The organism is Chryseobacterium sp. TQ-BC-N36, from assembly GCF_058382295.1.
Genome location: NZ_CM178175.1, coordinates 1,896,243 through 1,909,458, shown reverse-complemented (window position 1 = coordinate 1,909,458; position 13,216 = coordinate 1,896,243). Strand labels below are relative to the sequence as shown.

The 13,216-nt window shown below is 36.6% G+C and carries 8 protein-coding genes; 7 read left to right on the top strand and 1 reads right to left on the bottom strand.

Going from position 1 to position 13,216, the window contains the following annotated elements:
• Nucleotides 1-21 precede the first annotated feature (21 nt).
• From AC3FI7_RS08550 to AC3FI7_RS08535, 4 genes are all read left to right on the top strand, one after another.
• The gene (locus AC3FI7_RS08550) at nt 22-2,823 is read left to right on the top strand and encodes a baseplate wedge protein (protein WP_491461842.1); all 2,802 of its coding nucleotides are present in this window, start codon (nt 22-24) and stop codon (nt 2,821-2,823) included.
• Nucleotides 2,823-5,810 (top strand): PKD domain-containing protein, encoded by a 2,988-nt coding sequence (locus tag AC3FI7_RS08545; protein WP_491461841.1) that lies wholly within the window; start codon nt 2,823-2,825, stop codon nt 5,808-5,810. The genes AC3FI7_RS08550 and AC3FI7_RS08545 overlap by 1 nt, the downstream gene beginning before the upstream one ends.
• A 101-nt stretch (nt 5,811-5,911) precedes the next feature.
• On the top strand, nt 5,912-9,034 hold the full coding sequence (locus AC3FI7_RS08540) for a hypothetical protein (protein ID WP_491461840.1): 3,123 nt from the start codon (nt 5,912-5,914) through the stop codon (nt 9,032-9,034).
• Between the two features lie 158 nt (nt 9,035-9,192).
• Nucleotides 9,193-9,879, top strand: a complete 687-nt coding sequence (locus tag AC3FI7_RS08535; protein ID WP_491461839.1) for a hypothetical protein — start codon at nt 9,193-9,195, stop codon at nt 9,877-9,879.
• Nucleotides 9,880-10,134: 255 nt separating this feature from the next.
• Here the strand turns inward: AC3FI7_RS08535 and AC3FI7_RS08530 are convergent, their stop codons facing one another.
• Nucleotides 10,135-10,800 (bottom strand): S24 family peptidase, encoded by a 666-nt coding sequence (locus tag AC3FI7_RS08530; protein WP_142724332.1) that lies wholly within the window; start codon nt 10,798-10,800, stop codon nt 10,135-10,137.
• Between the two features lie 927 nt (nt 10,801-11,727).
• Between AC3FI7_RS08530 and AC3FI7_RS08525 the strand changes: the two genes are divergently transcribed.
• From AC3FI7_RS08525 to AC3FI7_RS08515, 3 genes are all read left to right on the top strand, one after another.
• Entirely contained in the window at nt 11,728-11,886 is a 159-nt protein-coding gene (locus AC3FI7_RS08525) for a hypothetical protein (protein WP_172617058.1), read from the top strand.
• 342 nt (nt 11,887-12,228) lie between these two features.
• Nucleotides 12,229-12,396 carry a hypothetical protein gene (locus AC3FI7_RS08520; RefSeq protein ID WP_172617059.1) on the top strand — a complete coding sequence of 56 codons (168 nt, stop codon included), beginning with the start codon at nt 12,229-12,231 and terminating at the stop codon, nt 12,394-12,396.
• 67 nt (nt 12,397-12,463) lie between these two features.
• Entirely contained in the window at nt 12,464-12,838 is a 375-nt protein-coding gene (locus AC3FI7_RS08515; RefSeq protein ID WP_142724333.1) for a hypothetical protein, read from the top strand.
• Nucleotides 12,839-13,216: the final 378 nt, after the last annotated feature.

Here is a 13,216-nt window from a genome sequence, read left to right as displayed (position 1 = left end):
TAAACAGAAGAAAACATCATCATGTCAGAAAATAAACATATCAGTATATCAAAAAATATAGAAACCGGGGATCAGACCGATTTTCATTTTCTACGCAGAACAGGTATTGAATACATAGAAAAATTAGGAGGAAAACTCTGGACCGATTATAATTCTCATGATCCCGGTATTACCACTTTGGAAGTTTTAAGCTATGCCATCACGGATCTTGGTATGAGAATGAACCTGGATATGGAAGACATCCTGACCTCTAAAGATGCCGATAAAGACATTCATACACAGTTTTTAAAAGCCACGGAGATTTTACCTTCAAGACCTTTAAACGAGCTTGACTATAGAAAGCTGTTTATAGACATTCATATGGAGGGGGGCCATCAACGTCCTGTACGCAATTGCTGGTTAGTTCCTAAAACTGAAACATTGTATGTAGACTGTAAAACCGGAAAATTAGACTTTAAACCTGTTGGAGATAAAACACAGAGCTTTAATGTAAAAGGATTATACGATCTTTATGTAGATTATGCCGAAGATATTGATGCCGAAGACAGCGGATGCGATAAATCTAATGTCAACATTAAGATATTAGACCGCTATCACGCCAATAGAAGTCTTTGTGAAGATTTAGCCGAGATTAAAGAAGTTGAAACCCAGAAGGTGGCTGTATGTGCCCGTATCGGACTTGTAAACAAGGCTGATGAAGAACTGGTGCATGCCAAAGTAATAAGAGCGGTGAATAACTATTTATCTCCTGAGGTTTATTTTTACTCGCTGAAGCAAATGCTTGAAAAAGGACTGACTACAGATCAGATCTTTGATGGTCCACTTTTAGATAACGGTTTTATTGATACCGAAGAACTTAGAAACAGCCAGTTAAGAACAGAAGTCCGTCTTTCTGATATCATCAGTGAAATCATGAAAATTGACGGAGTGAAGGAAATTCATGATATTTCTATAGCAGGTTGTGATAACGTGATCAGGCAAACCAACGACTGGGTGATCTGTATTGAAAAAGGCAGAAAACCTGAATTGTGCGAGCTAAGTTCATTCAGCTACAGCAAAGGTGCGCTCCCTTTAAATATCAATGACAAAAAAGTAAAGGATTACCTTGAAACTCTTAAAAGAGAAGAGGAAATCCTGAGAGAGGATGCAAAACAGAATAAAGAACTGTCCTTACCGCAGGGAACATCATACGATATAGGAAACTATGCTACTATTTTAAATGAATTTCCGGATACCTACGGAGTAGGAGTATCAGGAATTATAGGACATCAGACTCCTGATAGAGAAGCTCTGGCCAAACAGCTGAAAGCGTATTTGCTGTTTTTTGATCAGATCCTTGCCAGCTATTTCAAACACCTTGAAAAAGTAAAAGAAGTACTGAGCGTGAATGGTCATTTAAAAAGAACCTTTTTTACACAGGCACTCAAAAATATTAAAGGCTTTGATGAATTGGTTTCCGATTATAATACGGAAAATGATGATCAGCTTACAGATTCATTATATGAAGAACTGGACAATAGTGTAGAACGCCGAAATGAGGTTTTAGACCATTTGATCTCCCGTTTTGCAGAAACATTCAGTGATTATACTTTCGTAATGAAATCACTGTATGGTAAATCTACTGATGAAATTGTCCTGAGTAACAAGGAAAATTTCCTGAAAGAGTATATCTCTCTGAGTAAAGACAGAGGATTAGGTTACAATTATACCTTAATTGGAGATTCAGATATCTGGAATACCACAAACATTTCCGGGGTGCAGAAAAGAATTGCCCGTCTTCTGGGTATTAAAAACTATACTCAGCGAAACTTATCCCAATCACCGGTGTCCATTATTGAGACAGTAGACGGAAATGGTAAAAAAAACTATACATGGAAAATAAAAGATAAGGATGGTAATATTGTCTTATCATCTGTCAATACCTATACAACTGAACATATTGCAATCAAAAACCTGAATGAGGCCATTTATCAGACCATTCAGATTGATCAGGAAGATCTTGATAACGCATTAAAGGGGCCTATTGAGCATAACCGGTTAATCGGAAATATAATCATTCGCATTTCATTGGGAGGTAACTATTATTTTGAGATTGTAGATGATCCTGAAAAGAAAAATGTAATTGCGACTCATAAAAAAACAAACCCTTACACGAAACCGGAGGATTTGATAGAAGGAATTAAAACCACAGTGAATTATTTTAAATATGATTTTACAGAAGAGGGTATTTTCCTGGTTGAGCACCTATTACTGAAGCCAACTACCAAAGATTATAAACAGATGGGTGGAATTGGCTGTATGTCCATAGGAGGTACCTTCAAAGTGATGTATGACATTGAAGAAAGAGCGCCTTCAGAAGATCCTATAAAATATTCGGAAGCTTTCATGTCTTCCTGCGAAGAAGATTGTGAAACAGATGTTTTTGATCCTTATTCTTACAGGGTAAGCGTTGTTCTTCCGGGATTTGCCTATCGTTTCCAGGATCCTGATTTCAGACGCTATGCTGAAACAGTGATCAGACAGGAAATTCCAGCCCATATTTTAGCCAAAATTTGCTGGGTTGGGGATCGGTTGAGCGAAAAACAAACTGCTCAGGGAGACCTTGCTGAATTTGAAGCTGCTTTTAAAAAATATCTGTCAGATAAATCAAGAAACAATATTGTGAATCTGGGAAACAGCATTACAGATCTATTGACTGCTCTTGCCCACTTAAATAATATTTATAGACCGGGAAGGCTTCTGGACTGTGCGGCGGATGATAATGATGATCTGGATGGAAAAATCATATTAGGACAATCAAACTTATCAAAAATCAAAAAATAATGAATACTAAATTAGACAAGGTAACAACCCAATATAGAAAGTTCAACGACAATCAGGCGTTAACAGAAGGGCAATTAAACGAATTTATCGACTATTTTGAAGATCAGGACAGATTATCAAGAACCCGTCTGAACGGGGTGGGAATCGTGTGCGGCTTCCAGTCAGAATACATAGAGCTGGAATTGCAGCCTCAGGCTTCAATGGAAAAAACAACTGAACTTGGGAGAGATTTGATTGAAATTCCCTTCGATACTATTGCAATTACACAAGGAGCCGGAGTTACTACAGATGGAGACTTAATCACACTGCGTCAGACAGCAAATACCTCAGAGGCAGTCATAGACTTCCCTGTTAAAAATTACAGATATTACAGAAATTATGTTGATACCCTGGGGTATAAGCATTTTCATATCGGGGGACAGCAGATCCCTCTTTTAGAACTGTTTACAACTCAGGAGTATAATCAATTGGTAGCCGGAGGAGCTAATGCCGGGGATTTTAAACAGATAAAAGATATCCGCAGTTCATTAAATAATAAAATTGTCATTCTGTATTTAGAAAGTTATTCTAATGATGAAAGTCCATGTCAGGATGCTGATTGTGATAATAACGGAGCAGAACAGGTATCTGATCTTAAAGTACTTCTGGCAGATTCGGAGTCTGTTTCACAGCTTATTACGAAAGGCGATGCAAAAGATATTATCTATAAACAGCATAATGCCTATGAAAGGCTTTTTGACAGTTTACCAAACATTGAGACTAAGAGAGTTATTCTGGATACTCTTGTTAAATCAGCATCACAATTAAAAGCAAAATTTCAGGGTGCTATCAGTACTGTTGCCGAATTAAGCGAAGGTTTTACTTCTATTGCAGGAGCTTTTAATGTCAGTGTTAATCTGGGAGGGCAGACATTGTTTAATAAATTGAATGCTATACTTTCTACTACTTCACCGAATTTAGAAGATTATCAGTACCGGTATGATTTATTGAAGGATTTGATTGATACTTACAATGAAATAAAAGGATTGATCCTGCATCTGGATGTTGAATGCTGTCCGGATATCACTTCATTCCCTAAGCATCTGATGTTAGGCCCTGTCGGAGCAAAGATGGAATTAGGGCAGTCTGTCCCTTTACGTCATAGCTTTTATAATTCACCGGTAACGACCAATGACGATGAGAATTACGAAAGAGTTGTAATGCTTGCCAATCGTTTTGTGCAGAAAGTTAATGGATTCCAGTCCTATATCGGGCGTATTAAAATTACACCTTCAAACCAGAATGTGAGATTGGGAAATAAGGCTATACCATATTATTATAATGTAGATAAGCCTTTATTGGCTCAATGGAACTTTGAAAAAACAAAAACTGACAGAGAAACCTATAATTTAAGTTATCATACCGCCCATCTGGCAGGAGATGATTTTGTTCAGAATCCATTGAACTATAACATCGATAACAATGATTTCTATAGAATTGAAGGTCACATCGGGATGCCTTATAAAACAGCCTTACAAAACATCAATGACCTTAAGACCCAATACGGATTAGCTTTTGATGTCATTGCACTGGTTTTACGTAAAGATGAAAAACCTGGTAGCGAAACGCCAGTCAGAGAAAAAACAGTATCCATAGAAGAACTTAGAAAGCAGCTGGTGTCTATTTCCAGCGATGTCAGCAACCGGGCGGTTAATTCACAAAATACTTTGCTTAATATTTCTAAACTGGATGATCAGTTAAGATTGCTGAACCAGGCTGAATTTTCAAAAGAAGGATCATCAGAAGGGATTACCGTTGTAAAGCAGGACCCTAAAAAAGAAGTGGTCAGCGAACTTTTAAGTGAATTTGTAGAACGGAAATCAGGACTTGAGCATAGAGCTGGTGTAGAACCGGGCGGAACTTTTGCTTTGCTCTATGATTCGGAAACAAATAATCAGGTTCTTGCAGATTTCTCATTACCTTATTTGTGCTGTTCTAAAAAAGATCCGGTATTTTTAGCGTTACCAGACAGTAAACTATGCCAAAGTGATGCCCCAATGGCTATTACAATTGTTCCGCTGGATGGACAGGTAAAAGCATTTGTAAACGGCACTACCCAAATACCAGCCATTAAACAGTCCGGAGGCCAAAGTTTCTTTGATCCTGGTTTGGTCAATGCAGCTTATTTAGGGCAGACCATTACCTTTACGGTTAATGATGACCCTGTGGAGGCACAATTGATTGTGTATGAACAGCCAAGTGCATCTGTCGCGATAGGAAATATAACGTATGGGGTAGATACATCAGATCCGGATGCAACAGTTAATTTCCAGGTTAGTACTTCAAATAACAGTGCAGGACTTACCTACACATGGAATTTTGGGGACGGAACACCTCCGTTGTCATTAAGTACTTTACCTGCTAATGGAATTGTTCAGCATACCTATGATCTTATTGCCGGGCAGGAAGATGTCTTTAACCCTACACTTACTGTGACCAATAAAAACGGTTGTAGTAAAACAATTGCTGTAGGTCCTGTAAAGCTGAAAGGTCAAATGACCGTTGCATGTTTAGACGGGATGAGAATTGTGATTCAGTACAGAGCAGGAATAGATCCTGGTCATGATTGTAATAATGCGAGTTTCAACTTAAAAGGAAATGGTACTCTGATATTAGGTAAAATACCATACAACGATCCAAGAGGAATCATCAAAGGGAATGTTCATTTAAGTAATACAGGAGGATCTCAGGATGCAAGAAATATTGCTCCTTTAAGTGGTTCCAGCAGATATAATGAGATTATCATTACCAAAGATGAGGCTCAGGCAATAGCACAGCAGTCACCTGATGGTTTTGTGAAATTCTCCCTTGAATGCGCACTAACCAATTGTCATACCGGGGTTGCTTATACTCAGATATTCCTGGCCAATGCCGCAACACCTATTTATTCAGGTTATCCAAATGGTAATTTCTTAGAAATAAATCCTTGTACAGGTGTAACAAAATAAGAATTCTGATAAGGAGAGATGTGTTTAATAACTTCATAGACAGTTTGCTGTCTATGAAGTTCATTAACCGATCTTAATAAATCATTAAAAAATTAAAAATAATGAAGAATAGATTAAGTAATATATCAACCCAATACCGCAAATTCAGTAAAGGGCAGTACATCGAAGATCCGGATCAGTTCAATGAGTTCCTGGATTTTTTCGAAGATCAGGATCGTTTGTCCAGGGTGCTGTTGCAGGGAGTAGGTATTGTATGTGGCCTAAAACACGAACTTATTTATAAAAACAGAATTTTAAGCGGTGTACAGCTTTCTCAGGGAGCAGCTATAACGACTGATGGAGACCTTCTTACCTTAAATAGTACCAGTGAAGTGAGTAAGGATTTGTATATGAGTGACTTAAAAACTGTTGCAATAGAAAATAAAAAGTATACCTGTTTTAAAACATATGATAATTTTAAAATAAAATATCCTGCATTTTATGATAAGGACCAGCAGATTGAGCTTTGGGAGCTGGCAACAGATGAAGAAGCAAAATCTGATTTTCAGCCTGTCAGTAATCTTACAAATTTAGAGGACAAATATCTGCTGCTTTATTTGGAGGATTATGAGAAAGAAGTTAAGCCATGTAGGGGAGTCGACTGTGATAATCACGGGATCCAGCAAATCAGAAACCTAAAAGTATTGGTAACTACATCAAAAGGAATCACGGACCTTCTTGGAGAATACCGACTTGTCTATGATCCTTTGAGCAATACCTATAAGCCTGGTGTAAAAGATGCAATTCAGCCTCATCCCTTATTTATAGATGGCATTATGGAACCTGTAAAACAGGAACGGATTATTTTAGAACGGTTTGTGTCAAAAACAAGCCTGACAGTATCTGATTTAAAAAATCTGTATATCAAGGCTGTGGAAAAAAATAATTATGGTAAGATTGTTTTTGAAAGAATTGAGGCTATCGGTAAAATACTGGGTATTCCAGTTGCCAGCTATGCTGCATTCAAAGAAGCATTCGTGAATATTTTTAACCAGGATTCCGGCTTTCAGTATGCTTATGATGTTGTAAAGGACTTGATGGATACTTACGCTGAAATTGCAGAACTGCTTCCTAAGGCATTTACTAAAGCATTTCCCGATTTTGTTTCCTTTCCTAAACATATCATGCTCGGAAAATTAGTGTCAGATAAACAATTGGATTCCCTGAGGCATCAGTTCTATAATTCACCTGCCTTAGATAGTGATAAAGCGACCCAAAGAGTCAAAGTATTGATCAATCGTTTTAATCAGCAGGTACAGAATTTTAACTACGGTAATATTTTTGAGAATAAAGGACGTATAAAAATTACACCATCACAAAAATTAAACCCTCTCAGTAATAAGGCAATTCCTTTCTATTACCGTATTACAGAAGGATTTTTGAAAGTATGGAATTTTGATAAGACAGGCAATCGGTCATTTAGTAATAATTTGAATTTTAATACCGATTGGATGCCAATAGGCCTGGAAAAAGAATCACCTCTAAATCTTACGCTGGATGATTATTCGTTTTATAATATTGAAGGCCATCAGGGGATGAATTATCAAACGGCTTTTGAAGAAATAAAGCAAATAAAAGAAAAACATCAGTTGGGATTTGATATTATGCTTTTATCTTTAGAGGAATTGAAAGATAATAAAGATCTGTCAAAAGCCTATTTCAATGAGTATGTAGAAAAAAATTCAGGATTGGAACATAAACATGGAGTTGGCAAAGGAGGCACCTTTATCATGGTTTATGATCCTTTAAACAGTCAGAACGTTATTGCAGATTTCTCGCTTCCTTACATATGCTGTACACCGAAAGCTGTAGTTAAACTGAGTTTGCCGGCTTCTGTTATTTGTGCTGAGTCCAGCCGCATACCTTTTACGGTATTCCCTATGAATGGAACTGTAAAAGCGAATGTTGATACAAAATTAAACGGTGGAGTGGAAATCATCAATGGACTCTATTTCTTTAATCCGAAATTAGTAAGCCCCGAATTACAAGGTCAGGAAATTACCTTTACGGTTAACGGCATGCCTACTACTTGCAGCATCAAGGTTATTTCACAGCCGGACATACAGATCTCTGTTGGCTCTGTATATTATCCGGAAGGTGTCTCACCGGCAACAATCGTAAACTTTACAATAACCGGAGCCAACTTTGCAGATTATATCTACAGTTGGGATTTCCTGGATAATGGAAGTTTCGTTACCCTAAAACCTGATAAGGATGGAAATGTAAGTTATACCTATTATAATCTGAGTCCTACAAAAATTCCAACGATCAAGGTGAAGGTGAACGGCAACGGATGTACTCAAGACATTCTGATAAGAGGTTGGTACGATGCTCCTGTTAAATTAAGTTTGCCTACTTCTGTTATATGTTCTGAATCCAGCCCTGTAGACTTTACGGTATTTCCTGTAGACGGGATTGTAAAAGCCAGTGCGGGTGATGGTGTAAAATTCACCAATGGGAAATATAGCTTCGATCCACGGTCAGTAGATCCCGGGTTACATGGTCAGGTGATTACTTTTACTGTTAATGGGGTATCAACCAGCTGCAATATCACTGTTATTACGCAGCCTGCGGTTAATGTGAGTGTTAAGTCTGTTGATTATCCAAACGGTGATCCGACAGAGGCTACCGTAAACTTTATCGTTTCCGGGCCATACTTTCAAAATTACACCTACAGTGTGGCTGGCAGTGCAGATCTTCTAAAGCCGGATACCGATGGAAATATGAGTTATACAGTGAAAAATCTTGATCCTAAAGGAAATCCGACGATAAATATGCTTGTGAGCAACGGCGGATGTACTCAGACCATCAGGATAGGGAACTGGTACAAGCCTCCAACGGTTGTCATAAACAGTATTAAATTTCCAAAAGGGAACTGTTGTGATGGGAACCTTTCTACAGTCAAAGCTGAAGTGACGGAAGAGAACAAAAATGTTGACTTAAATGATGGAGCTTTTATATTGGAAGGAAAAGGATATGGACCTTCGGATCTTGAATATTCATGGTTCCAGGTAGATAGTGATACAGGATCAAAATTAATACTTGATGTGAGTAATCAACCTTCTGTAAGGGTTACAGGTTTGAGGGATTATGGTAATTATATATTCCAATTTATGGTTATTGATCCTGCTTCCGGTGCCTTTGATACTAAAACTGTGAAAGTATTAATATTTGGGTATGATTAATAGAATAGTTACCTCTGTGATTGCAGGTGAAAAATAAATTTACCTGACTCCGGTCAAGATCAGATATACCCAGAAAAGGGTGTTTAAACAGGCTGTAGAACTGAAACACCCTTTTATATATTCGGAAAAATATAGTAATAATAAAAAAATATAATATAATGGCAGCAGCACAATGCGAGATTTCATTTGAGATAGATTATACATCATCCATACCGATTACAAGTGCGAATTCAACTACCACTGCGTCCTATGAGATTCATGGATCAGGGAATCCAACCAATATAGGGACCATTGATCCCAATGGTATAACAATTCTTCCACCGATTCAGACTCCGGGCAATTACGATTTGACAGTGCAGATATCTGCAGGTGGGGTTCTTGCCACCCGCACTGATTCATTTCAGATTGGAAACTGTTATGGAAATGAGACAAGGATCATATTTTATAATCATGCCAAAAGGACTCTGAATGGAGATTCATTCAATACCTTAGTAAACTTTGTCATCAGGAAGAATGGTGAGATTGTAGTAGACAGCAGGGATGCCAATACTCAATACGATACTCCTATAGATAAGTGGAAATCATTTGAAGCGAAAGTTGGAGACCGTATTGAGTTTTTGACAGATCTTATAAAAAGTGCAACAGATGGTAAAACGACAGGTGATATGTTCACTTTCAGTACGACAGGTACATCTGGTACGGTAAACGGCACCAATCCTACAGCGTCTGGCCTGCAGTTGCTGAATTCTCAGGCTATCGGGCCAAACAACGGGACAAAAAGAATTTTTGCTTTTGTAGTCGCGCCAAAGGTGAATTATGCCTTGGGGACGGATTTCTTTCAGTAAATGATTGATGATATCGGCTTACAGAAGAGATGTTCCACTTCTGCTCCTTAGGATATCAGCAATATCAGCCTATAGTTCAGGTTGTATGCCGGTAACGCAGGCGGGTTCCTTATGAAACGGAATAAATTCTCAAATTATAACGAAGATGAAATAAGCTCATCGGCCGGTATTACGACCTGTACTTCATCTTCGTTACTTTGAGTATATAATTATTTAGAAAGATCTGAAATCAGAGACTGAAGATTTTTAACTCAGTTATCTTCTGTTGTTTTTACGTCTCGTACTTATAATATTGAAAAGTTTTGCAACATCTTTTAAATGGATTTCAAAATCATCATAATATTCATTCAGGGAGTGCAGGGTGATAATCCCTTTCTCCACATCATGATTGATAATCCGCTTTACTAAAATCCCTTTCTCTTTGTGAACAATGACGAAATCCCACTTATCATAATGCAGCTTGCTCATCCAATAATCCTGTCTGATATTTCTGCATAAGATAATATCACCTTCCAGATAGCTCTCGTACGATCCGTTGTCCATGCTGTCTCCCTTTACTTCGAAGCACATGTATTCACCACGGTGTTCTACATCATCTGTAAAAGGAATTGTTGGCAGGCTTTCTATATATTCTTCATCTGCGAAATTACTCAGATAACCAGCCTGCGCATATTGATTTGCCAGAGGAACATGCATAATCTTTAAATCTGAAAAAACAACAGGTGCAGCACTGTCATTATTAAGTTCCTCTTGTTGTTTTAGCAGCAGATTGGTCACAAAGTAAGCAGTTGTTTCCGGTATTTTTCGTTCGCCTTTTTCCCAATATTGTACAGCTCTGGTACCAACTCCTATAGATTTTGCAATATCAGACTGCTTCATATTGAGTTTTTTTCTGATCTCTTTGAATTCTAAATAGGTCATTTTGATATGTTTATAGTTTATTTATAAAAAAATATGAAAAATATTCGTTTAAATATTTTGAAAAACGAACAATGTTCGTATATTTGTTTCGCTGTTAAGACGTAACCGCACAAATATACAAAAATATATTTATAATTAAATGTTTTTTTGCTATTTAAGAGCTTTTTGAAAAATTCGTAAGTGCTTGTAATCAGATGTTTGTATTTTGTTTTTTTACCTGGTTTATTTTGCGTTCGAATTTTCAATTCTTGTTTGTTTTCGATGTCTTATTAAAAACAAAAAAGATGTTTCAGGTTTATTAAGTGTAAATAATGCGTTTGTTGATTGCGTGATTTTGTTTTTTGTGCGTTTTATGAATGACTTTATTTGTGATAAAAGTGCGTTTATTATCAGTGGGTTTAAAATAAAGCGGCTGTCTGGCTCTTTATTTTTTTCGGAAAAGTCCAAAACGGTCTCTAAAATGCAGCGAATACAGCTGATTAACATATAAAATATCGATTAATTATAGTTATCAGTAAGAGGGTTTGTACATCCTGAATAGTAAACCAAAGTTGGCAGAGCAGACTTAATGATTCTTAAGGCTTAAAAAGTCAGATGATGAGAGACCGAGCTTTTACAACCAGATACGGGAAGTAAATAATGTCCGTTTACATGTTTATAAACACATCAGTTTCTTATAAACATCAATACAATATTTACTGAATGTAGAATTAAAGAAAAGAAGTCGGTGTATGATCTCTATTGAGAGAAACACCTGGTATCAGCTTCTGAAACCAAAATTTAAAATGTGATTGACATCTGTTTAAGGGCGTAAAATTATGCCTTTAGGGTTTCTTATTGACCTAATTAAACACTAGAAATGTAAGAAATCGACAGCTGGCCTCATAAAAACAAAAACTTAACCATAAAAACTTTAAACATAGAAAAATGAAACGTAGTAAAGAATTACTAGAGAAAAGAAAAGATTTTGTCATTGAATACGTAAAACGTAATCAAAGCAAACAAATGAAAGTGATTGTAACTGAACTGACAGAAATGTTGTTTTTGTCCGAAAGAACAATATATAATATTATTCTTCAGGCTTAGCAGGTAGGTGAAAACAGTTCAGTGAATATCGGAGAATGCCGTGTCGAACATTATTAGGTAAATCTTTTTAATCCTAATGCCCAATCATCCGCCAGATCTTAACATATAATATTCTAAAAACAGATAGAAAAGGATCCAAAGTTATTATTCTGCCAATAGCTGCCTGAGAAATACTCATTCAAAGGTTTTCCTGACTTCTTTCTCAAATTAAAATTTATAAATGTATCCTAAAGTGAAAAAAGTTTTTGCTTTTAGTTCTGTTGTTTCAGATGAATCTGAGTGCGGATAATCGGGGGTTAGAAAATTGAAAGATGAAAAGCAATTTCAAAAAAATGAGAAACCATGAAAAAGAAAGAAAAGAAAAAAAAGAAAAAAAATAAGGAAAAAGGACAGAAACCCAGAAGAGATATCAGTGATATTATTGACGAGTTAGCTTATATGAATGAGAATGAAAACATCCTGAAAAGTAAAAGGTTTTTAGATGACATGTACATGCTGGATCAGGAATAATAAGACCCATCTGAAAATCGCAGAAAATTAAAATTTTAATAAATAATATAGAGGAAAACAAATGAATTTGGATAGTATAAAAGCCCTGTTGATAGGAACTGCAATAGCATTTTCAGGAGGATTATTAAGGGTGTTGATTTCCATACAAAATAAGGAAAAAAAACAGCCATGGGAACATTTTATCACACTGGTAATCGTGGTAATTGTTGGTTTTACAATGAGCTATTTGATGAACAGAGCTGAGTTAGATGACAAATGGTATTCAACAGGAGTCCTGTTTGTTCTTGGCTACGGCTATGATAAATTTCTGAAAATGATCACAACCAACCTGCCTAACTGGATTGATAAAGCGGTGAACCTTTTTATTGAAAACCGATACGGCATCAAAACAGACAGACAGCCTGAGGAAGAGGAAGAGAAAAAAGATAACATCGGCCAATAGAAAACAATAAAATGTAAAAGCAGAAAATACAGTTTTCAGAATAAACCAATAGCTAACAGCCATAGTTCTGTCAATAAATTCAGGATGCTGCCGACCTGTTAGCCGACCGGATCATCACAGGAATAAAAGTCCCGGAACTCTTTACTGTAACTACTGAAACTGTAGCCCAAAAAAATAGGAGCCATTCTGAAAAAAAGTGAATTTTGAATTTGAAAACCTGAAAACCAAAACAAGAGAATAAAACCGAAGTGGATCACTGTTGCCTGTTTCTTATTGTCAAAACCACTTCTATTTACTTAAATTCTTAAAGAATCATCCGCATGGTATGATTTTTCAAACCCGGCAGGCACCATATAAAGCACAACCGTTTTTAGTTGT